25 protein-coding genes are annotated in these 25,308 nt (G+C 70.8%); 7 read left to right on the top strand and 18 right to left on the bottom strand.

The window, feature by feature from the left end:
* Positions 1 to 8: 8 nt before the first annotated feature.
* The 3 genes from ACIRVH_RS25405 to ACIRVH_RS25395 form a co-directional block, all read right to left on the bottom strand.
* Entirely contained in the window at positions 9 to 266 is a 258-nt protein-coding gene (locus ACIRVH_RS25405; RefSeq protein ID WP_403957043.1) for a hypothetical protein, read from the bottom strand.
* A gap of 30 nt (positions 267 to 296) precedes the next feature.
* Positions 297 to 1,091, bottom strand: coding sequence for a helix-turn-helix domain-containing protein (locus ACIRVH_RS25400; protein WP_403957041.1), 795 nt, complete (start codon positions 1,089 to 1,091; stop codon positions 297 to 299).
* Positions 1,092 to 1,318: 227 nt separating this feature from the next.
* Positions 1,319 to 1,744: an ATP-binding protein gene (locus ACIRVH_RS25395; protein ID WP_403957038.1), complete on the bottom strand. Its 426-nt coding sequence runs from the start codon at positions 1,742 to 1,744 to the stop codon at positions 1,319 to 1,321.
* A gap of 94 nt (positions 1,745 to 1,838) precedes the next feature.
* Here ACIRVH_RS25395 and ACIRVH_RS25390 point away from each other — a divergent pair, with 94 nt between their 5' ends.
* Positions 1,839 to 2,651, top strand: a complete 813-nt coding sequence (locus ACIRVH_RS25390; RefSeq protein WP_403957035.1) for a helix-turn-helix domain-containing protein — start codon at positions 1,839 to 1,841, stop codon at positions 2,649 to 2,651.
* Entirely contained in the window at positions 2,648 to 2,836 is a 189-nt protein-coding gene (locus ACIRVH_RS25385; protein ID WP_403957032.1) for a DUF397 domain-containing protein, read from the top strand. Before ACIRVH_RS25390 ends, ACIRVH_RS25385 begins: the two co-directional genes overlap by 4 nt.
* On the opposite strand, the gene ACIRVH_RS25380 is transcribed toward ACIRVH_RS25385, so the two are convergent.
* A complete protein-coding gene (locus ACIRVH_RS25380) occupies positions 2,824 to 5,664 on the bottom strand; it encodes a tetratricopeptide repeat protein (RefSeq protein ID WP_403957029.1) in 2,841 nt (946 codons plus the stop codon). The genes ACIRVH_RS25385 and ACIRVH_RS25380 overlap by 13 nt on opposite strands.
* 82 nt (positions 5,665 to 5,746) lie before the next feature.
* Here ACIRVH_RS25380 and ACIRVH_RS25375 point away from each other — a divergent pair, with 82 nt between their 5' ends.
* Positions 5,747 to 6,256: a DUF2165 domain-containing protein gene (locus ACIRVH_RS25375; protein WP_403957026.1), complete on the top strand. Its 510-nt coding sequence runs from the start codon at positions 5,747 to 5,749 to the stop codon at positions 6,254 to 6,256.
* Here the strand turns inward: ACIRVH_RS25375 and ACIRVH_RS25370 are convergent.
* The 3 genes from ACIRVH_RS25370 to ACIRVH_RS25360 are packed head-to-tail and all read right to left on the bottom strand — an operon-like array spanning position 6,249 to position 10,359.
* Positions 6,249 to 6,818, bottom strand: a complete 570-nt coding sequence (locus tag ACIRVH_RS25370) for a hypothetical protein (protein WP_403957023.1) — start codon at positions 6,816 to 6,818, stop codon at positions 6,249 to 6,251. The genes ACIRVH_RS25375 and ACIRVH_RS25370 overlap by 8 nt on opposite strands.
* Positions 6,819 to 6,878: 60 nt before the next feature.
* Positions 6,879 to 9,464 (bottom strand): bifunctional FO biosynthesis protein CofGH, encoded by a 2,586-nt coding sequence (locus ACIRVH_RS25365; RefSeq protein ID WP_403957020.1) that lies wholly within the window; start codon positions 9,462 to 9,464, stop codon positions 6,879 to 6,881.
* A gap of 40 nt (positions 9,465 to 9,504) precedes the next feature.
* Positions 9,505 to 10,359, bottom strand: coding sequence for an LLM class F420-dependent oxidoreductase (locus tag ACIRVH_RS25360; protein WP_403957017.1), 855 nt, complete (start codon positions 10,357 to 10,359; stop codon positions 9,505 to 9,507).
* A gap of 183 nt (positions 10,360 to 10,542) precedes the next feature.
* Between ACIRVH_RS25360 and ACIRVH_RS25355 the strand changes: the two genes are divergently transcribed.
* Positions 10,543 to 11,931: a CehA/McbA family metallohydrolase gene (locus ACIRVH_RS25355; RefSeq protein ID WP_403957014.1), complete on the top strand. Its 1,389-nt coding sequence runs from the start codon at positions 10,543 to 10,545 to the stop codon at positions 11,929 to 11,931.
* On the opposite strand, the gene ACIRVH_RS25350 is transcribed toward ACIRVH_RS25355, so the two are convergent.
* Positions 11,924 to 12,436, bottom strand: a complete 513-nt coding sequence (locus tag ACIRVH_RS25350; protein WP_403957011.1) for a PadR family transcriptional regulator — start codon at positions 12,434 to 12,436, stop codon at positions 11,924 to 11,926. The genes ACIRVH_RS25355 and ACIRVH_RS25350 overlap by 8 nt on opposite strands.
* A 119-nt stretch (positions 12,437 to 12,555) precedes the next feature.
* Between ACIRVH_RS25350 and ACIRVH_RS25345 the strand changes: the two genes are divergently transcribed.
* Together ACIRVH_RS25345 and ACIRVH_RS25340 are read left to right on the top strand one after the other, a co-directional pair.
* A complete protein-coding gene (locus tag ACIRVH_RS25345; RefSeq protein WP_403957008.1) occupies positions 12,556 to 13,116 on the top strand; it encodes a hypothetical protein in 561 nt (186 codons plus the stop codon).
* Complete coding sequence (locus tag ACIRVH_RS25340) at positions 13,113 to 14,417, top strand: carotenoid oxygenase family protein (RefSeq protein ID WP_403957005.1); 1,305 nt, start codon at positions 13,113 to 13,115, stop codon at positions 14,415 to 14,417. The genes ACIRVH_RS25345 and ACIRVH_RS25340 overlap by 4 nt, the downstream gene beginning before the upstream one ends.
* Here ACIRVH_RS25340 and ACIRVH_RS25335 read toward each other — a convergent pair.
* Genes ACIRVH_RS25335 through ACIRVH_RS25320 form a run of 4 tightly spaced genes read right to left on the bottom strand, consistent with a single transcriptional unit; the run spans position 14,414 to position 17,326 of the window.
* Positions 14,414 to 14,830, bottom strand: coding sequence for a hypothetical protein (locus ACIRVH_RS25335; protein WP_403957003.1), 417 nt, complete (start codon positions 14,828 to 14,830; stop codon positions 14,414 to 14,416). The genes ACIRVH_RS25340 and ACIRVH_RS25335 overlap by 4 nt on opposite strands.
* A gap of 32 nt (positions 14,831 to 14,862) precedes the next feature.
* The gene (locus ACIRVH_RS25330) at positions 14,863 to 15,351 is read right to left on the bottom strand and encodes a protease inhibitor I42 family protein (protein WP_403957001.1); all 489 of its coding nucleotides are present in this window, start codon (positions 15,349 to 15,351) and stop codon (positions 14,863 to 14,865) included.
* Between the two features lie 12 nt (positions 15,352 to 15,363).
* On the bottom strand, positions 15,364 to 16,941 hold the full coding sequence (locus ACIRVH_RS25325; protein ID WP_403956998.1) for a peptidoglycan-binding protein: 1,578 nt from the start codon (positions 16,939 to 16,941) through the stop codon (positions 15,364 to 15,366).
* Positions 16,942 to 16,951: 10 nt separating this feature from the next.
* Complete coding sequence (locus tag ACIRVH_RS25320) at positions 16,952 to 17,326, bottom strand: hypothetical protein (RefSeq protein ID WP_403956995.1); 375 nt, start codon at positions 17,324 to 17,326, stop codon at positions 16,952 to 16,954.
* A gap of 162 nt (positions 17,327 to 17,488) precedes the next feature.
* Here ACIRVH_RS25320 and ACIRVH_RS25315 point away from each other — a divergent pair, with 162 nt between their 5' ends.
* Positions 17,489 to 17,887 (top strand): nitroreductase/quinone reductase family protein, encoded by a 399-nt coding sequence (locus ACIRVH_RS25315; RefSeq protein WP_403956992.1) that lies wholly within the window; start codon positions 17,489 to 17,491, stop codon positions 17,885 to 17,887.
* Positions 17,888 to 17,893: 6 nt separating this feature from the next.
* Here ACIRVH_RS25315 and ACIRVH_RS25310 read toward each other — a convergent pair whose 3' ends face one another.
* The 6 genes from ACIRVH_RS25310 to ACIRVH_RS25285 form a co-directional block, all read right to left on the bottom strand.
* Positions 17,894 to 19,345, bottom strand: a complete 1,452-nt coding sequence (locus tag ACIRVH_RS25310; RefSeq protein WP_403956989.1) for an aldehyde dehydrogenase family protein — start codon at positions 19,343 to 19,345, stop codon at positions 17,894 to 17,896.
* Positions 19,342 to 21,072 carry an amidohydrolase family protein gene (locus ACIRVH_RS25305; protein ID WP_403956987.1) on the bottom strand — a complete coding sequence of 577 codons (1,731 nt, stop codon included), beginning with the start codon at positions 21,070 to 21,072 and terminating at the stop codon, positions 19,342 to 19,344. The genes ACIRVH_RS25310 and ACIRVH_RS25305 overlap by 4 nt, the downstream gene beginning before the upstream one ends.
* A 15-nt stretch (positions 21,073 to 21,087) precedes the next feature.
* Positions 21,088 to 22,206: an LLM class flavin-dependent oxidoreductase gene (locus ACIRVH_RS25300; protein WP_403956984.1), complete on the bottom strand. Its 1,119-nt coding sequence runs from the start codon at positions 22,204 to 22,206 to the stop codon at positions 21,088 to 21,090.
* An 86-nt stretch (positions 22,207 to 22,292) separates the two neighbouring features.
* The gene (locus ACIRVH_RS25295) at positions 22,293 to 23,063 is read right to left on the bottom strand and encodes an SDR family NAD(P)-dependent oxidoreductase (protein ID WP_403956981.1); all 771 of its coding nucleotides are present in this window, start codon (positions 23,061 to 23,063) and stop codon (positions 22,293 to 22,295) included.
* A 9-nt stretch (positions 23,064 to 23,072) separates the two neighbouring features.
* Positions 23,073 to 23,996: an LLM class F420-dependent oxidoreductase gene (locus ACIRVH_RS25290; RefSeq protein WP_403956978.1), complete on the bottom strand. Its 924-nt coding sequence runs from the start codon at positions 23,994 to 23,996 to the stop codon at positions 23,073 to 23,075.
* Complete coding sequence (locus tag ACIRVH_RS25285; protein WP_403956975.1) at positions 23,993 to 25,243, bottom strand: amidohydrolase family protein; 1,251 nt, start codon at positions 25,241 to 25,243, stop codon at positions 23,993 to 23,995. The genes ACIRVH_RS25290 and ACIRVH_RS25285 overlap by 4 nt, the downstream gene beginning before the upstream one ends.
* Positions 25,244 to 25,308 lie beyond the last annotated feature (65 nt).

Genomic DNA, 25,308 nt, shown 5'->3' with positions numbered 1-25,308 from the left:
TTGAGCCGTCAGGCCTTGGGGAGGAAGCCGTGGTCTTTCAGCTCCTGCAGGGCGGCGGCGATCTCGAACTCGCTGTCCCGGAGCTGCGAGGCCAGCGCCTGGACGCTGGTCGGGGCCCCTTCGGGCAGCATCCGGAGGTGAATCCCGACGCCGATCGCCATGAGGGACAACTCCGGGTGCTGGGCGAGGTCGTCGTGCCCCGCGAAGATGCGTGCCTTGGGCGTGGGCCGGTACCTGTAGTCCGTCGGCCGGTACTGGTAGGTCATCGGATTCCTCTCCTGAGGGAGCGCGGCAGGTCAGGCCGCTTGCTCGGACGGCGCCCGGCAGTCGCGGCAGCGCCCTGGCTGCGGGGCCCGGAAGGCCCGGTCGCAGCCGTCGCAGGTCTGGAGCGGGTCCGGGCGAGGTGGCGTGACGCTCGGGGGCGGAGCATCGGGCAGGTGCGGGGGCAGCTGGGTGGTGAGGCGGTGGGCCAGGAAGGCCGCCGGGTGCTTGATCGGGTCCTGAGGGAGACCTGTCGTGAGGGTGCGTACGACGACTGTGGGGGGCACGCCTCTGTCCAGCCACTCGGTGACGGAGGGGCCCAGACGGCATACGTCCCGTTCGGTGAGGAGCAGACGGGAATCGTGCGCGCGAAGTCCGGCGAGCAGTTCGGCGGCCTTGCGGCGCGGCGCCGGAGCCTTCGGCGGGGCAGGGACGGCAGCCGGCTCTTCAGGGGCCCGGGCGGCTTCCACCACCGCGAGACGCGGCCTGTTGTACCAGATCGTGCGGGTCACGACCTGGCCCGATGAAAGACGCTCCTTGGGGCGTGAGTAGAACCCGTACTTCTCCAACTCGCGCAGGGCGGAGGCGATCCTGATCTCCCCCTCGGGCAACTGCTCCGCCAACGCCTTGATGCCGACCGGGGCGCCCTCGGGCAGCGATTGAATGTAGCCCCCGATGCCCTTGGCCGTGGAGGACAACTCCGGGTGCTGGAGCAGTTCATTGCTGATGACGGTGAAGTTGCCGTCGAGGCGTTCCTTCACATGGGTGACGCCGGAGTGGGAACGCCGGGTCTTGGCGTGCGCGGGCGCGCTAGGCTGCTTGTCAGTCATCGGGAAGGGTTTGCTTCCTAGGTGATCAGGCCCTCGCACTGGGATTGCCGTCCCGGCGAGGGCCGATGCATGTGTGGACTTGTTGTCGCTGACGCTGCACCACAACTGCCTCGCCGCGCCAGTTGCGTTGGGCATATTCACTCCGGAGGGTGATCGACGGGGGCGGTGGGGGCGGGTTCGGTTCTTTCCCCAGTTCTTTAGGTCTTTTGGCATCGGGTGCCGCCGGGTCATGGCCCGTCGCGTCCCGGTGTGAGTTCGGCCCAGACCGTCTTGGCGTTGGCCGGGGCTTCGTCCACGCCCCAACGGTGGGCGCAGGCCGCAACGATCAGCAATCCCCGGCCGGTCTCCGACTCACCGTCCGCCGGATCCGGGCCGGCCGGGATCCGGTCACCCCGGGCGTCGGTCACCTCGATACGGAGCGTGCCGTCGTCGTACAGCTTCAGCCCGAGCCGGAAGTCCCGTCCCCCGACCCGCCCGTGCAGTACGGCGTTGGCGGCCAGCTCCGCCACCACCTGTGCCGCCTCCTCGAACGGCACGCCCCACTCGTCCAGTTGACGCTCGGTGAGGAGACGGGCGAGACGGGCACCCCTGCGGGTGGCGGACAGCTGGACCGTGAGGTGGGTTTTCTGATTCACGTCACCCAGCGTGGCCATCCCTCCCTACTCTGAACAGCGACGACCACGGTACGCAGGGTGACTGTCCGGGTGGTTCGCGTAGTCGTACGGCCCGTACGCCGGAGGGGTGCAAGTGGAGGACGAGGAGGCCGAGGCCGTACTCAAGACGGTCGGCCGGCAGATCAAGATGTGGCGCGAGTCCGCGGGGATGCGGCAGGCCGAGCTGGGCGATGCCATCGGGTACGGCGAGGAGATGGTGTCGTCGGTGGAGCGGGGGCGCCGGATTCCCAAGCCGGACTTCCTGGACAAGGCCGATGAAGTGCTGGGCGCGGGCGGGAAGTTGTCCGTGATGAAGGAGGACGTGGAGAGGGCGCGGTATCCCAAGAATGTCCGGGATCTGACCAAGCTGGAGGACGAGGCCATCGAGATGGGGGCTTACGTCAGCTCTCACATCCACGGCTTGTTGCAGACGGCTGAGTACGCCCAGGCGGTGTACACGCTACGGCGTCCGTCCTACACGGAGGACGAGATCGAGCGGCTCGTCGCAGCGCGCATGGCACGGAAGTCCGTCTTCGCCAGGGTGCCCCGCCCGCTGATCACCTTCGTTCAGGAGGAGGTGACCCTGCGAAGGCCCGTCGGGGGCAAAGAGGTTCTGCGCCGACAGCTGGAACACCTGCTGGATGTCGGCAAGTTGCCGCATGTGGAGATCCAGGTGATGCCCACGGACCCGCAGGATCACGCCGGGCTGAGCGGACCCATCCGACTTCTCAAGCTCCGGAACGGCAAGACGCTGGGACACTTGGAAGTCCAGTTGCACAGCAGAGCGATCAGCGACCCCCGGGAAGTACAGATCCTCGATATGCGCTATGGAATGATCCGAGCACAGGCTCTCCCGCCCCGGGAGTCGATGGCATTCATCGAAAAAGTGCTGGGAGACGAAGCATGACCACCTCCACGCTGACGTGGTTCAAGAGCAGCTACAGCAGCGCCGACGGTCCCGACTGCGTAGAAGCAGCCATAACCCCCGCCACCATCCACATCCGCGACTCCAAGAACAAGGAAGGCGCCCAACTCGCCTTCAAGGACTCCACCTGGACGGAGTTCCTGGACTTCGCCGCTCACTCCGCGTAGCGCGCCCGCATCGCGTCCCGGGCCGTGACCACCCTGGACAGTCGTGGCGCCAGCCTCGTCCGGTCCATGCCGGGGCTGTGCAGCAGGGTGGTGAGTCCGTCGGCCAGGGTCGCCAGGTCGGGCCACTCGTGCGGTACGGCGAGCGCGCGGTGCAGCCGGTTGTCCAGTTCGGGCCAGGCCTGGAGCCCCGCGCTGATCAGCACCTCGACGACGTCGTGCGGGGTGTTGGGGTAGGCGCCCGGGTGCCGGGCCAGCTGCGCGCAGCTTGTCCACAAAGGGCGGGCGGCGGCCACGCCCTGTTGCCCGCTCACCGCCAGGGCCGTGGACAGGGCCGCGCCCAACCGCAGGTTCGGAAGCATCTGGGGCAGCTGCTGACGGGCCCAGTCGGAGTCGCCGCCCAGCGTGAGGTACCGCTCCAGGTCCGAGCGGGCCCTTTCCAGCCGGCCCACGCTCATGTCGGTCCGGATCCTGTTCGCCAGGGCCCATGCGCCCTCGGGATCCAGTTCCACCGCGCGGTACGCATCGGCCAGCGCCTTGTCGTACGCGCCCATGCGACGGTGCACCTGGGAGCGATGCACCAGTGCCCAGGGATAGTCCGGTGCGAGGCTCAGCGCACGGTCCAGATCGGCCAGCGCCTCCTCGTCGCGGCCCTGCTTGCCGTGCAGGGCGCCTCGGCTGGCATACACCGAGGCGTAGGAGTCGTCGAGGTCGATGGCCCGCCGGTAGTCGGCGAGAGCCTCCCGCACACGGCCGACGGCGCCGAGCGCGTCGCCCCGCTCGCACAGCACCCAGGGTGCCACCGGGCTGAGGGTCACCGCCCGGTCGAGGTCGGCGAGCTGCTGCTCGCGTTCACCACGTGATCGCCGAAGCCGAGCCCGGCGGACGAGGCCCCAGACGAAGTCCGGGTCGATCTCCAGCGCCCGGTCCAGGTCCCGCAGGGCGGCGTCGTAGTGTGCGCACATCCGGTGGTAGTCGCCACGGGTCGCGAGGTGCCGGGCGTTGTCGGGGTCCAGAGCGAGTACGTGGTCCAGGTCCGCGACAGCCCCTTCGAAGTCCCGGAGTTCGGCGCGGAGGAAGGCACGGCCGCGGTGGGCGAAGATCAGCTCGGGGTCGAGGGCAACGGCCAGGTCGTACTCGGACACCGCACGCTCGTGCTCGTCGGCCACCCGGAAGAGGTTGCCTCGGACGGCGTGCGCGATGGCCCGGGACGTGGAGTCGAGGGCGGCGCGGTCGAGCAGCAGGCCCAGCGCGGGGGCGGCGGTCGGGGCCTCAAGGGCCTGCAGCAGTTCCCGGCCCCAGCCCGTCACCGTCTCGGCGTGGGTGTCCGCTCCGGCCTCCACCAGCATCCGTGCCCAGCGGCGGGCCTCCTCCTCTCCCCGGCCGCAGGCCCGCACCACGCCTCCGAGCACGAACGGCAGCGCGGCCCGCTCCCCAGCACACAGCCGGTGATACGCCTCCGCCAGCCGGAGTTCCCGCCACTCCTCGTCCGCCCAGGGATCGTCCAGGCCTCCCTCACGCTCCGCCCGCCACGCCCCGAAGGTCTCCGCCAGCCGCCCGTGCCGTTCTGCCCACCGGCGCGGTGAGCGTCGGCGCTGCATGCGGAGCATCGGGGCCCGCACGACATCGTGGTACTGCACCCCCTCCCCCCGTTCGCTGACGAACGGCATCCCCCGCAGCCAGTCGTACAGGCCCTCGGCCTCCTCCTCGGCGCAGTCCATCACCGCCCGGAACACGTCCACGTCCAGCCGCCGGGGCAGCGCGCAGGCCAGGGCCGCCGCCCGCCGGACCGGGTCCGGCTCCCACCTCAGAAACCGTTCCACCGCCGTGGCGCTCGGGTCCCCCACGTCGTCCGGGTCGGCCGGGCGGGCCTCGGCGAGGGTGGAGACGAGGACGGGCAGCCCGCCGGTGAGGCGGAGCACCTCGGCGACGACCCGCTCGTCCTCGACACCCCGGTTGGTCAGCAGGTCCCTCGACTCCGCCTCGGTGAACGGTTCGAGCGGTACGTCCGTCATGAAGTCCGCGAAGCCGCCCCAGCGGGCGGTGTCGAAGGGGTGCTGGCCGGCGGTGACGACGATGACGTCGGCGGGGAGGGCGCCGTAGCGGTCGGTGGTCATCAGCTCGTACAGCCAGCTGTCCAGGTACGGGCCGGTGCGCTCGTAGGTGTCGAAGAACAGCACCAGCCAGGGGACCGACGAGGTGAGGTCCGACAGCTCGTCCAGCAGCCGGGGTGTCAGGACCCGCTCCGGCGCCAGGACCAGCTGCACATCCTCCTGGTTACGGAACCGCGCGCTCAGTCTCGCCTTCAACCGCGCAGCGCCCTCGCTGAGTTGGCCCGCGTCCACGGCTCCCACGAACGCGCCGGCTCCGGGAACCAGTGCCCCGAGGCCCGCCATGCCGAGCCGTACCGCCGTCGTGGCGAACGGGGACGGGCCCTCGGGGGCGGGCTCCAGGGCGGCGACCTCGGCCTCCGCCTCGTGACGGCGCTCCCGGTAAGCGGCGAGCGACTCCTCCAGCTTCTTCAACCGACGACCCTGCTGGGCAAGTTGGCCGCAGATCACCCCCATCGCCTCCGGCACACTCCCCGCGCCCTCGTCGACGTACGCCGTCAGCGCCCCGCGCTCCCGCGCGATCTGAGTCAACTCCCGGACCAGGAAGGTCTTTCCGACGCCCGCGTTGCCGTGGATGTGGAAGCGGAAGCGGTGGCGTTCGTCCTCGGGTGGAAGATCCAAGTTCTGCCGAAAGGAGGCCCGTTCACCACCTCGGCCGACGAACCCCGCCCGCCTGCGCCGCGCGATCAGCTCCTGCATCGACGGCCGTGTCTGCGACATCCGCACACCCTCCCCGTGGCCCCCCTCGATTCTGGCTCAATGCGCGTGGGAGCAGGGGCCGTTCGTCAGGGAGAATCCAGCCATGACCACCACCCCCACACGCCACACCGGCCTCAGGCTCGCCGCCGGTGTGCTCACCGGCATACTCGCCCTCTACATCGCCCTGGTCGCCCTCGGGAACATCACCGACTTCGGAACGAACCAGCAGTTCGTACGGCATGTTCTCGCGATGGACACGACCTTCAAGGACGACGACCTGATGTGGCGGGCGATCACCAGCACCGCACTTCAGGACACCGCGTACGTCGCGATCATCGTGTGGGAGACCGTCGCCGCGCTCGTCCTGATCTGGGGGACCTGGCTGTGGACGCGGCAGGATCACGACCGGGCCCGGCGCTGGTCCACCTACGGGCTGCTGATGCTGGTGCTGCTCTTCGGTGCCGGGTTCATCGCGATCGGTGGTGAGTGGTTCTCGATGTGGCAGTCGAAGACCTGGAACGGGCTTGACGCCGCCACCCGGGTGTTCCTGCTCAGTGGGGTCGCGTTGATCGTCAACCAGCTGCCGGGGGGTGGGCAGCGGGACGCTAGCTGACGACCGCCACCTTGGCGCCCTGCTCGCCGAAGGTCCACAGCGCGGCTCCGTCCTCCGTGTGGAGGCGGATGCCGCCCAGCTTCTGGCCGTGCGCCGGTGGCGGCGAGGCGCCGTCGAGGGCGTTGGAGAAGGCTATGTTCACGCCCGACACCTTGGTGAAGTACAGGACGTGCTCGATCTGGACCCCGTCCGAGCCCTTGAGGGACTGGATGCGCAGGGTGACCGAGTAGCGGCCGGGCTGCGGACTCACCGTGCCCGGCCACACCGTGAACGTGCGGGTCGGCTTGCCGGTCGCGTCGACCAGCCAGACCCGCTTCTCACCGAGCGAGTAGACGATCCGGCGGCCCGTGCCGGAGGCGTCCGGCAGCGTGGGCTCGGCCGGCGTCTTCGGTTTCGCGGGCGCGTGGGCGCCCGTCGACGCCGACGCCGACGCGCTGGGCTTGGCCGTCGCGGCCGTGGGTTGCGGCCCGCGTTCCGCCTGCACGGCCAGGAAGACGACGGCCGCGGTCGCCCCCGCCGTCAGACCGGAGACCCAGGCCCACGAGGGCAGTCGGGCAGCCACGGGTACGCATCTCCTCCGCTACGGGTCCCCCTTCTCAGCGCAGGGGTCGGATCATCGTACTCAGTCCAGGACGGGGAGCAGATCCGGCAGGTGCCCGTCGGAGGCCTCGGCCACGCTCCGGCGCTCCTGCGGGACCGGCCCGTAGAGCGTGGTGCGGGGCTTCGCCGGGCGGCCGGCCGCCTCGGCCACGGCCACCAGTTCCCCGATCGACTTGTACGAGCCGTACGACGAGCCCGCCATGCGGGAGATCGTCTCCTCCATCAGCGTGCCGCCCAGGTCGTTCGCTCCGGAGCGGAGCATCTCCGCCGCACCCTCCGTGCCCAGTTTGACCCAGCTTGTCTGGATGTTGGGGATGTAGGGGTGGAGAAGGAGCCTGGCCATCGCGGTCACCGCTCGGTTGTCCCGCACGGTCGGGCCGGGGCGCGCGATGCCCGCCAGGTACACCGGGGCGTTCGTGTGGATGAAGGGGAGCGTCACGAACTCCGTGAAGCCGCCCGTCCGCTGCTGGATCCCGGCCAGCGTGCGCAGGTGGCCCAGCCAGTGCCGGGGCTGGTCCACGTGGCCGTACATCATCGTCGAGGAGGAGCGGATGCCCAGCTCGTGGGCCGTCGTGATCACCTCGATCCACGTGGCCGCCGGCAGCTTGCCCTTGGTCAGCACCCAGCGGACCTCGTCGTCCAGGATCTCCGCCGCCGTACCGGGGACGGAGTCGAGACCGGCCTCCTTGGCGGCGGACAGCCACTCGCGGATCGACATGCCGGTGCGGGTCGCGCCGTTCACCACCTCCATCGGGGAGAAGGCGTGCACATGCATGCCGGGGACCCGCTCCTTCACCGCCTTCGCGATGTCGAAGTACGCCGTGCCGGGCAGGTCGGGGTGGATACCGCCCTGCATGCACACCTCGACCGCGCCCACGTCCCAGGCCTGCTGGGCCCGGTCCGCCACCTGCTCCAGCGACAGCGTGTAGGCGTCCGCGTCGGTCCTGCGCTGCGCGAAGGCACAGAAGCGGCAGCCCGTGTAACAGACGTTGGTGAAGTTGATGTTGCGGGTGACGATGTAGGTCACGTCGTCGCCCACCGCCGACCTGCGCACGTCGTCCGCCACCCGGCACAGCGCGTCCAGCGCCGGGCCGTCCGCGTGGAACAGGGCCAGGGCCTCGGCGTCGGTCAGGCGGGTCGGGTCGTCGGCGGCCGTGCGCAGCGCCTGGCGTACGTCCGTGTCGATGCGCTCCGGCGCCATGCCGGGGGCCGCCGCCTCACGCAGCGCCCCCCAGTCGCCGTACACCTCGTCGAAGTCGTCGCGCCGGTCGGCCGTCCGGCCCTCGGTGTCGATCGTGCGGTGCAGCTCGGTGCGGCCGCTGGGCACGAAGGCCTCCTCCGGCTCCTGCCACGGGCGCCCCTCGACCACCGCGGCCGGCAGCGCGAGGCCGGTCTCCGGGTCGGCGAGCGCGTCCACGTGCGGGCGCAGGCGCGGGTCCAGCCAGGGCTCGCCGCGGCGGACGAACTCGGGGTACACGCACAGGCGCTCGCGCAGCTCGAAGCCGGCGGCGCGGGAATGCTCGGTGAGTTCCTCGATCAACGGCCAGGGGCGTTCCGGGTTGACGTGGTCGATGGTGAGCGGGGACACCCCGCCCCAGTCGTCGATACCGGCGCCGATCAGCCGCTCGTACTCGGCGTCCACGAGGTTGGGCGGGGCCTGGAGGCAGCCGCTCGGGCCCATGATGTGCCGGGCCACGGCCACCGTGGCGACCAGGTCGTCCAGTTCGGCGTCCGGCATGCCGCGCATCGCCGTGTCCGGCTTGGCGCGGAAGTTCTGGATGATCAGCTCCTGGATGCCGTGGTAGGCCCGCGAGACCTTCCGCAGCGCGAACAGGGACTCCGCGCGCTCCTCGTACGTCTCGCCGATACCGATCAGCAGGCCGGAGGTGAAGGGCACCGAGGAGCGGCCCGCGTCCTCCAGCACCCGCAGCCGTACGGCCGGTTCCTTGTCCGGGGAGCCGTAGTGCGGGCCACCGGGCTCGGACCACAGCCGGGTGGCCGTCGTCTCCAGCATCATGCCCATGGAGGGGGCCACGGGCTTCAGCCGCTGGAAGTCCGTCCACGTCATCACGCCCGGGTTGAGATGGGGCAGCAGGCCCGTCTCCTCCAGGATCCGGACGGAGATGGCGCGGACGTAGGCGATGGTGTCGTCGTAGCCGTGCGCGTCCAGCCACTCGCGCGCTTCCGGCCAGCGGTCCTCCGGCTTGTCGCCGAGGGTGATCAGAGCTTCCTTGCAGCCGAGGGCGGCACCCTTGCGGGCGACGTCGAGCACCTCGTCGGGGGACATGAACATCCCGTGGCCCGCCCGGCGCAACTTGCCCGGGACGGTGACGAAGGTGCAGTAGTGACACTTGTCCCGGCACAGCCGGGTCAGGGGGATGAAGACGCTCTTCGAGTAGGTGATGACACCGGGCCGGCCCGCCGCCTGAAGCCCCGCGTCACGCACCCGGGCGGCGGACGCGGCGAGGTCGGTCAGAGCCTCGCCGCGGGCCTGGAGGAGCACCGCCGCCTCGGAGACGTCGAGGGCGACGCCGTCCCGGGCACGTTTGAGGGCGCGACGCATGGAGTTCTCGGTCGGGCCGGTCCCGGAGGTCGCGGAAGTCGTCATTGCTTGAGCATACGTTCGGGCTGATCACGCCAGTGAGGTCTCATCGCGGCTCCAGGAAGCTCGCGTACTCGTCGAGCACCCGCAGCACCTCCGCCTCACCCGCCGGGGGCAGTTGGACGACGGTTTCCTCGATGCCCAGCTCCGCGTAGTGGGCGAGCTTGCCCGGGGTGGGGTGGACGGCGTACGGGACCACCTGGAGGGCGGCCGGGTCTCGGCCGGCGTCCGCCCAGACGGACTGCAGCACGGGCAGCGACTCGCTGAGCCCGCGGCCGCCGATCGGCATCCAGCCGTCGGCGTACTCGGCGATGTGCGCGAACAGCTTGGGCCCCGCCGCCCCACCGACGAGCGTGCGGGGGCCGACGACCGGCCCGCGCGGCTTCTGCGCCGGCTTGGGGAACGCGAAGCTCGGCCGCACGCTGCCGAACTCGCCCTCGTACCCCACCGGTTCCTCGGACCACAGCGCCCGCATCAGGCCCATCCGGTCCCGGACCAGTTCGCGGCGGCCGCGCCACTCGACACCGTGGTCGGCGGCCTCCTCGACGTTCCAGCCGAAGCCGAGGCCGAGGGTGAAGCGGCCGCCGGAGAGGTGGTCGAGGGTGGCGATCTGCTTGGCCAGGCCGATCGGGTCGTGCTGGGCGACCAGGGTGATCCCCGTGCCCAGCGCCAGCCGCTCGGTGACGGCCGCGGCTTGGCCCAGGGCGACGAAGGGGTCCAGGGTGCGACCGTACTCGCGGGGGAGGTCGCCGCCGGCGGGGTAGGGGGTGGTCCGCTCTACGGGGATGTGGGTGTGCTCGGGGAGGTACAGGCCGGAGAAGCCGCGCTGCTCGAGTTCTTGGGCGAGACGGGTGGGGGTGACTGTCTCGTCGGTGAGGAAGATTGTCACGGCGATGCGCATGGGGCATCTGTACCGGGTGCTGTCCCATATGTCCATACCAACTGGTCGGGACTTTGGGCGCCTGTTGTGGGGGCCGGCTGGTCTTCGTCGGCGGGTGCGGGTGCCATGTGGCTGGTCGCGCCCACGCGGCGGAGTCGCAAATTGATACTGCCCTCGCCCCTTGGGTGGGATTACGTTGGGCGTGTGACGACGTTGCGCGGCACTATCGCTCCCGGTTCGCCGGATTACGTCTACCTTCCCTTCGAAGTGCCCCCTGGGATGCGGGAGTTGCGCGTCTCCTACACCTACGACAAGCCCGCCGTCCCACCTGGCACCCCCGGCAACGCGCTCGACATCGGGCTCTTCGACGTGCGTGGTACCGAGCTGGGCGGGCGGGGGTTTCGGGGGTGGTCGGGCGGGGCTCGTACGGAGTTCTTCGTGCGGGCGGACGACGCGACGCCCGGGTATCTCCCCGGGGCACTGCACCCCGGGACCTGGTACGTCGTGCTCGGGCCGTACACGGTGGCGCCGCAGGGGCTGTCGTACGAGGTGGCGGTCACCCTCACGGAAGGGGAGCCCGGTGAGACGCCCCGGCCGGTCCACCCGCCGTCCCGTGCCCGGGGCCGGGGGCGGGCCTGGTACCGCGGTGACTGTCACCTCCACTCCTGGCACTCCGACGGGCGCCGCACCCCGGCCGAGATCGGGGCGCTGGCGCGGGCTGCCGGGCTGGACTTCATCAACAGCTCCGAGCACAACACGACCTCCTCCCATGCCCATTGGGCCGATGTGGCGGGCGACGACCTGCTGGTCATGCTGGGCGAGGAGGTCACCACGCGGAACGGGCACGTGCTGGCCCTCGGGACCGAGCCGGGCACCTTCGTGGACTGGCGGTACCGCGCCCGGGACGGGCACTTCGGGCACTTCGCGCGGCGTGTCCGGGAGGCGGGCGGGCTGGTCGTGCCGGCCCATCCGCATGCCACGTGCGTCGGGTGCGGCTGGAGGTTCGGGTTCGCGGAGGCGGACGCGGTCGAGGTGTGGAACGGGCCGTACACGCCCGACGACGAGGTGACCCTGGCCGCCTGGGACGCCCGGCTCGTCGCATGCGTACGGGAGGGGCGGGAGTGGCTGCCGGCCATGGGCAACAGTGACGCCCACCGTGATCCGGACGCGGTCGGCATGCCTCAGACGGTCGTCCTCGCCGAGGACCTGACGCGTGCGGCGATCCAGCAGGGCCTGCGCGCGGGCCGTTCGTACGTGGCCGAGTCGCAGCATCTGGCGCTCGCCTTCACCGCTGTGGGTGACGGCCGGGAGGCGGGCATCGGCGAGCGGCTGGACGTGCCGGACGACACTCCGGTGACCGTCCGCCTGGAGGTCTCCGGCGCCCCGCGCTGCTCCGTCCGCCTCGTCACCGACCAGGGCACGCTGTTCACCAGTGAGCCGCTGCCGGTGTCCGGGGAGGGCGTGGTCGAGTGGCGTACGACACCGGCCCACGCGGCCTACGTCCGGGCTGAGTTGCGCCACGAGACGGCCCTCGGTCCGCTGCCGGGGGCGATGGCCGCCTTCACCAACCCCGTCTTTCTCGGAGCTACTTGATCTGAGCGGCGGCCCACTCGGCCCACTCCCGGCGCATCGCGTTGAAGCGCAGGCCGTACTCCAGGGCGATGCGGCCGTAGACCGAGAGGTTGTCGTCGTCCCAGTCGATGGCCTCGTCGAGCTGCCTCAGCTGCTCGTGCTCGCGCGCGGACATCTCGACCAGCTCGGTCAGATAGGTGCGGGCCTGCTCGGGGCTCAGCACGCCCAGGAAGAAGACGCGCAGGAGCAGATCGCTGCGGGTGTTGCGCTGGGGCCTGGTCTCGGTCAGCCAGTGGCGCAGTTCGGCCAGGCCCTCGTCGGCCAGGGTGTACTCCTTGCGGCCGCGCGGCCCCTCGGCGGCCACCGTGATCAGTCCGGAGCCCGCCAGCTTGGTCAGCTCGGTGTAGATCTGGCTCTGCGTGGCCGGCCAGACGTTGGCCAGCGACGTCTCGAACCGCTTCAGCAGGTCGTACCCGCTGGCGGGGCGCTCCGAGAGCAGGCCGAGCAGTGCGTGTTTGAGGCTCATGACCCCCAGCTTACCTTCCACTCTTGACATGTCACGTGCCGACCTTCTACTTTTGACATGTCAGACCAGGAAGCAAGACCGCACCAGACCAAGACCACATCGAAAAAACGGGGAAACCAATGTCGTACCTGCGCACGTTCCTGCCGTGGATCGTCTTCGCCGTCTTTCCCTCCGGGGACTGGCAGTGGGGCGCACTGGCCGCACTGCTGGTCGCCGTCGCGATCATCGCCAAGGAGAAGCAGTCCGGCACCGGATTTGACGCACTCATCATCGAATCCGGCTCTGCGATCTTCTTCGCCGTCCTCGCGGCCATCGCCTTCGCCGACCCGCACTCGGGCGTGCACGACTACTCCGCGTCGCTCTCCTCCGGCACCCTCGCCCTCATCGCCGGTGTCTCGCTGGCCATCGGGCGGCCGTTCACCCTGGGCATCGCCAAGCGCACCACCCCGCCCGAGGTCTGGGGTCTGAAGCCGTTCATCCGCACCAACGTCGTCATCACCGCCGTCTGGACCGCCGCCTTCGTGGCCACCGCCGCCGCCCTCGCCCTGGTGGCCCACGCCGGTCACGCCCACTCCACCGCCGCCACGGTGATCCAGATCGCCGGGTTCGCCGTCCCCATGGTCTTCACCGTCCGCTACATCGGCCACGTCCAGGCCAAGGCCGGGCAGGTGGCCCGGTGAACCCGAAGCACCTCAGCGGCAACTACGCCCCAGTCACCGAGGAACTCACCGCGCACGACCTGCCGGTGACCGGCACCCTCCCGCCCGAGCTGGCCGGCTGGTACCTGCGCAACGGCCCGAACCCGGCCGACGCCGCCTCCGGGCACTGGTTCTTCGGCGACGGCATGGTGCACGGCGTCCGCCTCGACGGCGGGCGGGCCGTCTCCTACCGCAACCGGTGGGTGCGCACGACCCGGTTCACCGACGGGGCGCGGATGTACGACGACCAGGGCCGCCGGGACCTCACCTCCGGCCCGGCCAACACCCATGTGGTCCGGCACGCCGGCCGCACCCTCGCCCTGGTCGAGTCGGCCCTGCCGTACGAGCTGACCTGCGACCTCGACACCAAGGGCCCCTACGACTTCGGCGGCCGGCTGGGGACCGCGATGACGGCCCACCCGAAGACCTGCCCGGTCACCGGCGAACTGCACTTCTTCGGCTACGGCATGGTGGAGTCCACCCACCTCACCTACCACCGGGCCGACGCCACGGGCGAGTTGGTGATCAGCAGGACCGTCGAGGTGCCGGGCCCGACGATGCTGCACGACTTCGCGCTCACCGCCGAGCACGTCGTCTTCATGGATCTGCCCGTCGTCTTCGACCTCGAACTCGCCCTGACCGGCGGGACGATGCCCTACAGGTGGGACGACGGGTACGGCGCCCGGCTCGGCGTCCTGCGCCGCGACGACCCGTACGGCGAGGTCCGCTGGTTCGCCGTGGACCCCTGCTACGTCTTCCACTCGCTCAACGCCCACGACGCGCCGGACAGCACCATCGTCCTGCACGTCATGCGCTACCCGGAGATGTACCGCCGCACCGCCGACGGCAGCACCGCGTCGCAGCGGGCGGTGCTGTGGAAGTGGACCATCGACCCGGTCCGCGGGACGGTGCGCGAGGAGCAGGTCGACGACCGTCCGGGCGAGTTCCCGCGCGTCGACGACCGCCTCACCGGCCTCGACTCCCCCCACGGGCACGTGACCTGCGGCACCTCACTGGTCCGCTACGACCTGACGACCGGCTCCGTCACCACGCACGACTTCGGCCCCGGCCGCACTCCCGGCGAGGCGGCGTTCGCCCCGGCCGACGACAGGCCCGGCGGCCCCGGCTGGCTCATGACGTACGTCCACGACGCCACCACCGACCGCAGCGACCTGGTCGTCCTGGATGCCGGCGACCTCGCCGCGCCCCCGGTCGCGACGGTCCACCTGCCGGCCCGGGTGCCGTTCGGCTTCCACGGCAACTGGCTGGCCGACCGGACCTAGGGGGTACCGGGAGCGCCGGGGGTGTCCTTGCTCCGGGCGCGGGCGTCCCGGCGCAGGCCCAGGATCTCGGCGACCGTGTCCAGCCAGCGGGCGGTGTGGGCCTCGCCCTCCGGGGTGTCGGCCAGCTGCGCGGCGGTCTCCAGCCAGTCGCGCAGCAGCTCGGACGCCTCCTGGGAGGGCAGCGGCTCGGGCAGCTCGGCGGCGTAGCGCAGCCCGCCTGCACGGACGATCTTCGCGACGTACGAGACCGAGCGCGGCACCACGCCGAGCCGGTCGAGGGTGACGGCGGCCGCGACGGCGCCGTCACCGAACAGGGCGGTGCGGAAGGCGTCCTGGGTGAGGCCGTAGCGGAGCAGGACGGGCACGTCGGTGGTGGCGAGGACCTCGTCGTCGGTGCGGGGTGCGGAGGGCATGAGGAACGCTTCCGGTTCTCGGGTGGGGTGGGTCAGCGGACCGTGATCGTGTAGACGAAGAACGCCGGTCTGTCGTCCGGTGTGCTCGTCGCGGTCGGGTACGGGCTCGTCGATGCCTTGCCGGAGGCGGTCGCGCTCGGGATCGGAGCCGCCGACTGGGTGCCGCTGTGACAGCTGCCCATGGGGCAGTGCAGGAGTTTCACGGTGGCCTTGCCGGGCTTGCCTGCCGTGAAGTCGAAGAACTGGGTGCCGTCCCCGCCACCGGTGTTGTCGCTGCCCTCCTCCTCTTCCCGCTTGCCCCGGTACTTCACCACGTTCGCGTCAGGCCGGGGCTCGGCCAGGTACCAGTTCTGCCCGAGCGCGGGATTCGCCGGCACCTTCAGGGTGAACTCGTCCCCCGCGTCCACCGTGATGGCACGCTTCTCGGTGCCGTACTCATCGGCTCCCCCCGAAGAACCGCAGCCGGCCAGGAGGAGGACTCCGGCCGCGGCGGCGGCCAGCGGGGTCAGTATGGTGCGCATGTTCACGGTTGCTCAGTTCTGCTGGATGTAGACGGTGTCGACATTGCCCTTGTGCGCGGCCGAGTAGCGGTCGTCCGCGGCCGCGCTGAGGTCACCGCTGATGAAGTCCTCTTCACTGACCCAGGTGGTGACGCCCCACGGGTTGTAGATCTGGAGCCTGCCCCCCTCCTGGCCGATGATCATCATGCTGTGGCCGTGCCGGTCGCCGTGCTCGTCGTACCGCTCGATGTTGATGGGCACGGGCTTGCCCTCGGCGACGGACTTCTCGATGTCGGGCAGCACGTTGCGCCGGTCGTCCTCGCCGCCCATGCCCTGGGCCTCGTAGTGGTCGCCGGTGTGCGGGCTCAGCTCCTTGTTGGAGATCTCCACCTGCCCGTCCTTGTCCATGCCGTCCGGATGCTCGTCCCACCACCAGCCCGCGTTGTCGCCGTCGCCCTCCTCGTGCAGGCGGAGCTGTTCGTCGGTCAGGCGCTTGCGGAAGTGGTCCGGGTCGTCGTCCGTGCCGTCGGGGCCACCGGTCAGCGACAGGGCGTACACGGGGTCCACGATGGCACGCGCGGTGACGGTGGAGGAGGGCACGCAGGTCTCGCCGTCCTGGTCCCACAGCTTGCCCTTGAAGTCCTGGTTCTCCTGGCCCGTGGCCGACGAATCGACGTTCGTCGACACCGGCGCCAGGTGCTCCCGCAGCCACACCTCGTCCTTGCCGTGGATCTTGCCCCCGAACGTGGCGATCTCGTCGACGGAGTTGCCCGCGGCGAGGGCCTTCATCAGGTACGCCTTCTCCTGCGGCGTCGAGGCGTCGGCCAGGAGCTTCTCCATCCGTGCGCGGTCGGCCGGTGAGAGCTTCTCCATGGCGCGCCCGGACCGTTCGAGGTCGTTCGCCGTGAGGATCTCGTTCAGCTCGCGATCGCCACCCACGTTGCTGGTGTCGGCCAGCATCAGCCGGTCGACCGCGGACAGCTCGTCGGTCTTCATCTTGCCGGCGCGGGCCTCGGCGGCCCACTTGTTCAGATCGCGGGCGGCATGGCGCGCGGCGTCGTCGGCGGTGACGGCGGCCTGGTGGAGCAACTGGACGCCGGAGGAGGCCACGGAGCGGGCCTTCAGCCGCGTCGACTCCTCGTCGTCGTCCTCGTACCAGTCGTCGAAGAAGCCGTCCTTGCCGCCCAGCATGCCGCGCGCCTCGCGCAGCTTGGCGCGGCCGTCACCGTCGTCCTTCTGCGCGACCTTGAGCCAGTCGGCCAGGTTCAGCAGGGCGTTGCCGCCGCCCCGGAGCGCCTCGGACATCTGCACGGCGGCCCGCGAGGCGGCGGAGATCGCGTCGGAGGCGAGGACGCTGGTGTCGCCGACCCACACGTCCGGCAGGCCCTTGCGGGCCACCTTGTCGACCCGCTCGGAGACGCCGAGGGCGTTGTCGGCCTGGCCCCGGTACTGCTTGCCCAGTGTCTCCAGCGTGGCCGGGTCGCCCACCGGGGCGGACACGGCGAGCGCGGAGTCGATCGCGTCGATCAGGTCGTTCTTGCTGCCGGCCGAGGCGATGTCGTCGCTCAGCCCGGCCAGCCGCTTGCGGCGGTCGGTGGTGGATTCCGTCATCGGGCGGTCCTCAGTACTTCGAGAGAGCCGAGGGACGCTCGGCGTACGCGGGCATCGTGCTGACGGGGCCGTCGCCGACACGGACATGGGCGGCCTGTGTCGAGACGAGGCGGTCGCTGCCGCCGTAGGCGCCCTTGGACGCACGGATCTTGTCCGCGAGTTCGTGCAGCGCGTCCGTGAGCGTCTTGGCCTCCGCCTCCCAGGCCGCGGCGTACGCGTCGAACGCCGGCCCGGAATCGGAACCCCCCAGCGTGTCCTGCGCGTAGCAGGCCATGGGGTCGATCGCCTTGGCGATCTTCCCGGTGTCGGTGCTCGCGCCGTCCAGTTCGCCGGCCTGGCCGGTCATGCCGGCCTTGACCTGGTAGCCGTCCGAAGACGCGCCCATCACTGCCCCCCGTTGCCATCGATCGCGATCGCGAGGGAGGCTAACACGGGCCATTCACAAGCCTGTCCACGCACCACACACCCTCCACACCACTGCCCCAGCACCCGCGCGAGGCATGCGTCCGGATACCGTTCCCGGAGGAGAAGCAGGAGAGCAGGAGAGATGTCACGCAAGGCCGCCGACCTCAAGCACCGGATCGTCACCCGCTTCCAGCGCCACGTGGCCAACCCGCTCAACCGGCGCATCCCGACCCAGACGATTCTGGAGACCACCGGCCGCGCCTCCGGCCTGCCCCGGCCCACGCCGGTGGGCGGACGCCGGGTCGGCGACTCCTTCTGGATCGTCTCGGAGTTCGGGTTCAAGTCGCAGTACGTGCGCAACATCCAGGCCGACCCGAAGGTCCGCGTCCGTATCCGCGGCCGCTGGCACCACGGCACCGCCCACCTCCTGCCGGAGGACGACGCCGTGGCCCGCCTGCGCGCCCTGCCCCGCTTCAACAGCGCTGCCGTACGGGCGTTCGGCACCGACCTGCTGACGGTGCGGGTGGATCTCACGGACTGAGCGTGCTCACCCCGGCCACACGATCGCCTGCACCTCGCTGTAGGCGTGCAGGGCGTAGGAGCCCACGTCCCGGCCGACCCCGCTCTTCCTGAAGCCGCCGAAGGGCGCCTCCATGTTGCGGCCAACGGTGTTGATGCCGACGCCGCCGGCCCGCAGCTGCCGGGCCACGCGGAAGGCGCGGGCCACGTCGCCCGACCAGACGTAGTCGATCAGGCCGTAGTCGGAGTCGTTGGCGAGGGCCACGCCCTCGTCCTCGTCGTCGAAGGGGACGACCGACACGACCGGCCCGAAGATCTCCTCCCGCGCCACCCGCATGTCGTTCGCGCAGTCGGCCAGCAGAGCCGGGGCGACATAGAAACCCCGCTCCAGCGAGGGGCGTTCACCGCCGACGACCACCGTTGCGCCCTCCTTGCGGCCCAGTTCGACGTACGACTCCACCCGCGCCCGGTGCTCGGCGGAGATCAGCGGCCCCACGACCGTGTCGACCTCCCTCGGGTCACCGATCTTCAACCGGCGTGCGTAGGCGGCGAGTTGCTCCACCAGCCGCTCGTACACGCCCCGCTGGGCCAGCACCCGGGTCGGCGCCGTACAGATCTGCCCGCTGTAGAAGGAGAACGTCGTCCCGATCCCGGCCACCGCCGACGTCAGGTCGGCATCGTCGAGGACGAGGGCCGCCCCCTTCCCGCCCAGCTCCATCAGCTGGCGTTTCATGTCCCGCCCGCACACCTCCGCGATGCGCTGCCCGACGGCCGTGGAGCCGGTGAAGCTCACCATGTCGACGTCGGACGACGCGACCGCGGCCGCACCCACGTCCGTGGCCCGCCCGGAGACCACGTTCACCACACCCGCCGGTGCGCCCGCCTCCGCAAGCGCCTCGGCCATCCGGTAGACGGACAGCGGGTCCTGCGGGGCCGGCTTCACGACCACCGTGTTGCCCATGGCCAGGGCCGGGGCGACCTTGCCTGCCGGGTTGGCCCACGGGTTGTTGTACGAGGTGATGCAGGTGACCACGCCGACGGGCTGCCGTACCGCCAGCGCACCCATCACCCCCGCCCTCCCCATCGGCCCGGCCTCGTTGATCTGCGGGGCGATCGCCCACTCGGCCGGCTCCACGGTGGCGTACCGGCGGAAGCGGGCGGCGGCCACCCCGACCTGCATCGCCCGGGCCGTCCCGGTCGTCGCCCCGGTCTCGGCCCGCGCCAGCTCGGCGTACGGGCCGAGCCGGCCGCGGATGATCTCCGCGGCCCGTCCGAGCACCGCGGCCCGCTCCGCCGGGCCGGTCCGCGACCAGGCCCCGAACGCCTCCCGGGCCGCGGCACAGGCCGCCCGCACCTGCTCCACCGACGCCTCCGGCGCCTGCCCGACGGTCTCCTCGGTGGCCGGATCGATCACCGGGTAGTACCCGGCGTCCGGCTCCACCCACTGTCCGCCGACGAACAGCCGCTGCCCCTCGCTCACCTGGTGCTCACCGTCCCGGTGTCCCGCCCGGACCGCAGCACCCGGCCCGGTACGGCGCCGCTCACCACGTCGTCCCGGATCGCCTCGACCCCGTTGACCCACACGGCCCGTATCCCGAGCGCCCGGGAGTCCAGCCGCGGGCTGTCACCCGGCAGATCGCGCACCAGGGTGGCCTGCCCGGCGTCGATCCGCTCCGGGTCGAACAGCACCAGGTCCGCATGCCAGCCCTCCCGCACCCGGCCCCGCTCCCGCAGCCCGAAGAGCCGCGCCGGGTCGTCGGTCAGCATCTTCACCGCCTGCTCCAGACCGACCAGCTTCCGGCCCCGCAGACAGTCACCGAGGAACCGGGTGGTGTACGGCGCCCCGCACATCCGGTCCAGGTGCGCACCCGCGTCCGAGCCGCCGAGCAGCACGTCCTCGTGCTGCCAGGTCTCGGCGCGCAGGGCCCAGGAGGCGGGGTCGTTGTCGGTGGGCATCGGCCACAGGACCGTACGGAGCTCGTCGTTGGCGCAGACCTCCACCAGGCAGGAGAAGGGGTCCTGCCCGCGCTCGGCGGCGATGTCCCGCACCACCCGCCCGGTCAGCCCGCGGTTGGCCTCGCTGTACGTGTCCCCGATGACATACCGCCCGAAGTTCGCCAGCCGCCGGAAGACACCCGCCTCCTTCGACTCGGCCCGCCGCAGCATCTCCTTCCTGACCTCGGGGTCCCGCAGCCTGGCGATCCGCTCCGACACCGGCAGACCGAGGACCGGCCCCCACCCCGGGATGAGGTTCAGGGCGCAGAACGTACCCAGGGACATGTTCATCGGGGTCAGGATCGGCATGGTGAGCGCCACGACCCGCCCACCGGCCTTCCGTGCCCGCTCACTGGCGCTGAGCTGGCGGGGCACCCGCTCCGGAACGGCGGCGTCGATGGTCAGGACGTTCCAGTTCAGGGGCCGTCCCGCCACCGCGCTCATCTCGACGAACAGATCGATCTCTTCATCGCTGAACTGGTCCAGACAGCCGGCGACGATCGCCTCGATCTGCGTGCCCTCGTGCTCCCCGACGGCCCGGGCCAGCGCCAGCAGCTCCGCCGGCCGCGCGTGCCGGGAGGCCACGGGCTGCCCGTCACCGTCGGAGTGCGTACTGGACTGGGTGGTGGACAGCCCCCAGGCCCCGGCGTCCATGGCCTCGTGGAACAGCCGCAGCATCTGCTCCAGCTGCTCCTCGCTCGGCTGCCCGCCGACCGCGTCGGGCCCCATCACATACCGCCGGAGCGCGCAATGCCCCACCATGAACCCGGCGTTGACCGCGATCCGCCCCTCCAGGGCGTCCAGATACTCCCCGAAGCCGCTCCAGCTCCACGGCGCCCCGTCCTCCAGCGCCACCAGGGACATCCCCTCCACCTTGGACATCATCCGCCGGGTGTAGTCGGCGTCCTCGGGCCGGTCGGGATGCAACGGCGCGAGCGTGAACCCGCAGTTCCCCGCGGCCACGGTCGTCACTCCGTGGTTGAGCGAGGGCGTGGCGTACGGATCCCAGAAGAGCTGGGCGTCGTAGTGGGTGTGGGGGTCCACGAAGCCGGGGGCGAGGACGAGACCGTGCGCGTCCTCGGTGGTGCGGGCGTCTTCGGTGACCTTGCCGACGACGGCTATGCGACCGCCGCGTATACCGACATCCGCGGTGAAGGCGGGGGCACCCGTGCCGTCGACAACGGTCACTGCCCTGATCAGGTGGTCCAACATGCCGGGAGCCCCCCTTTACACGGCCTGACGGAACCGCGACGTCCGATGCACCGGATCCGTGTCGATCTTCGGAATCACATGCTCACCGATGAGCCGGATCGTCTGCAGCGTCTCCTCCTTCGGTACTCCCACCGGCAACCCGAAGCTCAGCTGATCCGCCCCCGCCTGCTCCCACCGCTTGCACTGCCGCAGCACCTCGTCGGGATCCCCGCAGATCAGCAGCTCCTCCTCGATGAGCAGCTCCACGAACTCCGGTGTGTACTGGGGCAGCGTCTCCGGCCACACCGGGAAGCCCTCGGGCCGCGGGAACGTGTCGTGGTACCGGAACACCAGCGAGGGCAGATAGTGCAGCCCGCCGTTCACCGCGATCTCGATCGCCTCGGCGTGCGTGGGCGCACAGATCGCCGTGGTCGTCACCATCACGTTGTCGTTGACGAAGTCCCCGACGGGCTCCGCGTTCACGACCGCCGTCTTGTACTGCTCCAGCACCCACTCCATGTCGGAGACCTTCTGGATGCTGAAGCCCAGCACGCCGAGCCCCTTCCTCGCGGCCATGGCGTACGAGGGCGGCGACCCGGCCGCGTACCACATCGCCGGATGCGACTTCCCGTACGGCTTCGGGAGCACCTTCCGCGGGGGCAGCTGCCAGTGCTTGCCCTGGAAGCCCACGTACTCGTCCTGGAGCCACATCTTCGGGAACTCGGCGATGGTCTCCTCCCAGATCTCCTTCGTGTAGTTCATGTCGGTGATGCCGGGCAGGAAGCCGAGGATCTCGTGGCTGCCCGCGCCCCGCCCGCTGCCGAACTCGAAGCGGCCCTCGCTGAGGTGGTCCAGCATGGCGACCTTCTCGGCCACCTTCACCGGATGGTTGACCTGGGCGAGCGGGTTGAAGATGCCGGAGCCCAGATGGATGCGCTCGGTCGCGTGGGCGAGGTAGCCGAGGAAGACGTCGTTGGCGGAGAGGTGCGAGTACTCCTCCAGGAAGTGGTGCTCTGAGGCCCAGGCGTACTTGAAGCCGGACTTGTCCGCCTGGATGACGTACTCGGTCTCCTCCATCAGTGCCTTGTGCTCGGCCAGCGGGTCGGTCTCGGCGCGCTTGCCCACATATCCCTGTACAAAGAGCCCGAATTCCACGGCGGTTCACCTTCCCCGGTTCAGGTTCTTACGAGTGCTACGAACTTTCTGACGTTGCGTCAGATTCGTCAATAGGTGACGGGCCGTCAGATCACGCTGACCCCGGCCAGCCAGCCCCCGTCGATCACGAACGGCTGCCCGGTGATGTAGGACGAGTCGTCCGAGGTGAGGAAGAGGGCCAGCCGGGCCACCTCCTCCGGCCGGCCGACCCGGCCGAGCGGCACGAGCTTGCGGTACAGCTCGTCCAGGGCCCGGCTCATCTCCTCCGGGTCCGCGTCCGGGTCCAGCCGGGCCGGGTTCGACATCGCGGTGTCGATGGCACCCGGACAGATGGCGTTGACCCGGATCCGCCGGCCCGCCAGCTCCAGCGCGGCCACCCGGGTCAGCCCGAGCACCGCGTGCTTGGTGGTCGCGTACGTCCCCACGGCCGCCATCCCGGTGAGCGCGGTGTAGGACGCGGTGTTGACGATGGTCCCGCCGTCCGCCATCTCCGGCGCGACCGTCTTCATGCCCAGGAAGCAGCCGACCTGGTTGACCTGCACGACCTGCATGAACTCGTCCAGCGGGGTGTCCACCAGCGCGTTGAAGCGCAGGATGCCCGCGTTGTTGACCAGCCCGTCGATGCGCCCGTACGCCTGCTTGACGGCGCCGACGGCCTCCCGCCAGCCCTCCTCCGTGCCCACGTCGAGATGGACGTAGAGGGCCCCTATCTCCTTGGCCAGGGCCTCTCCCTGGTCGTCCAGCACATCGGCGACGACCACCCGCGCGCCCTCCGCCCGGAAGAGCCGCGCCTCCTGTTCGCCCTGTCCGCGCGCCGCCCCGGTGATGATGACGACCCGCCCGTCCAGCTTGCCCATGTCCGCTCCTCAGTCCAGCCGGGGCGCGACCTCCGCCCCGAACACGCCGATCTGGTCGATGAGTTCGCTGCGGCTCCGGCTGCGGAACCGCACCTGGATCTGGTGCACGCCCAGCGCGCGGTACGCCCGCAGCGACTCGGCGATCTCCTCCGGCGCCCCGACGAGGGTGCGCCGCCCGACGTGCCAGTCGGCCCGGCCGATGTACAGCGGCTCGGTGATCGCGCCGATGGTGCAGGGCGCCTCGACTCCGTGCTCCTCGCGCAGCCGCCGCAGCCGCTCGATCTGCGCGGGCAGCCGGTCGCGGGGATCCCCCTGCGGCAGCCAGCCGTCACCCTTCAGCGCCGCCCGGCGGACGGCCGCGGTCGAGGAGCCCCCGATCCAGATCGGGACGCGCTCCTGCGCGGGCCGGGGCCGCTGGCCCAGGTCGGCGAAGTCGTACAGCTTGCCGTGGTGTTCGGGGAACTCCTCGGGCCCGAGGGCCGTCCGCAACGCGTCGATCGCCTCGTCCAGCACGGCTCCGCGCCGCTCGAAGTCCACCTGGAGGACCTCGAACTCCTCGCGCACGTGCCCGGCGCCCACACCGAGGATCAGCCGCCCGCCGGAGAGATGGTCGAGGGTCGCGTACTGCTTGGCGCTGAGCAGAGGGTGTCGCAGGCCCACGACGGCCACATGGCTGAGCAGCCGGACGCGCTCGGTCACGACGGCCAGATGGGCGAGGGTGGCGACCGGGTCGTACCAGACCGTGCTCATCGCCGGGGCCAGCCGGCGCGGGATGGCCACGTGGTCGCAGCAGGCGAGGTAGTCGAACCCGGCCCGGTCCACGGCCCGCGCGATCTCGACCAGGTCGGCGGGCCCGCCGGCGGCCTCCCAGCCCTCCGTGTAGAGGGTGCTCTGGGACTGGACGGGCAACTGGATGCCGTAGGCGAGACTCACGCGGACCCCTCCCACAGCCCCTCCGCCGTCAACCCCAGCAACTCGATGGCGTTCCCCCGGACGATCCGCTCGACCACGTCCGCCGGCAGATGCCCCATCTGGGCCTCGCCGACCTCGCGGGACTTGGGCCAGGTCGAGTCGGAGTGGGGGTAGTCGGTCTCGTACAGGACGTTGCCGACACCTATGGAGTCGAGGTTGCGCAGCCCGAAGGCGTCGTCGAAGAAGCAGCCGTAGACGTGGTCGGCGAAGGACTCGGACGGGGGCAGGTGGACCTTGTCGGCGACGCCGCCCCAGCCGCGGTTCTCCTCCCACACCACGTCGGCGCGCTCCAGGATGTACGGGATCCAGCCGATCTGGCCCTCCGCGTACATCACCTTCAGGTTCGGGAAGCGCTCGAACTTGCCGCTCATCAGCCAGTCCACCATCGAGAAACAGCAGTTGGCGAAGGTGATGGTGGAGCCGACGGCGGGCGGCGCGTCCTCGGAGGTGGAGGGCATCCGGCTGCTGGAGCCGATGTGCATCGAGACGACCGTGCCGGTCTCGTCGCAGGCCGCGAGGAACGGGTCCCAGTCGTCGCCGTGGATCGACGGCAGGCCCAGGTAGGGGGGTATCTCGGAGAAGGCGACGGCCCGGACGCCGCGGGCGGCGTTGCGCCGGACCTCCTCGGCGGCGAGGCGGGCGTCCCAGAGGGGGACGAGCGTGAGCGGGATCAGCCGCCCGTGCGCCTCGGGCCCGCACCACTCCTCCACCATCCAGTCGTTGTAGGCGCGGACGCAGAGCAGGGCGAGCTCGCGGTCCCGGGCCTCGGTGAAGGTCTGGCCGCAGAAGCGCGGGAAGGTCGGGAAGCACAGGGCGGACTGGACGTGGTTGACGTCCATGTCGGCGAGGCGCTGCGTGACGTCGTACGACCCGGGTCGCATCTGCTCGTAGGTGATCACTTCGAGCTTGATCTCGTCCCGGTCGTACCCGACGGCGGTGTCCAGCCGGGTCAGGGGCCGGTGCAGGTCCTCGTAGACCCACCAGTCGCCGACGGGGCCGTCGTCGCCCGGCTCACCCATGACGGGCTTGAACCGCCCGCCCAGGAAGGTCATTTCCTTCAGGGGCGCCCGGACCGTCCGTGGCCCGGTGTCCAGGTACTTCTTCGGGAGCCGGTCCTGCCAGACGTGCGGAGGCTCCACGGTGTGGTCGTCGACGGAGATGATCCGCGGAAAGTCACTCGGGATGTGCTGAGCGTCCTGGGTGTCCATGGCGCTCACGGTAGCGCCGATCTGACGGTCCGTCAGCTAGTGAGTCCGGCCTACTGTGTGCGAAG

It is taken from the genome of Streptomyces sp. NPDC101165 (assembly GCF_044768135.1).
In the GTDB taxonomy this organism is placed as follows: domain Bacteria; phylum Actinomycetota; class Actinomycetes; order Streptomycetales; family Streptomycetaceae; genus Streptomyces.
Note: the sequence above shows the minus strand (reverse complement) of the source record. Positions and strands in the feature narration are given on the sequence as shown.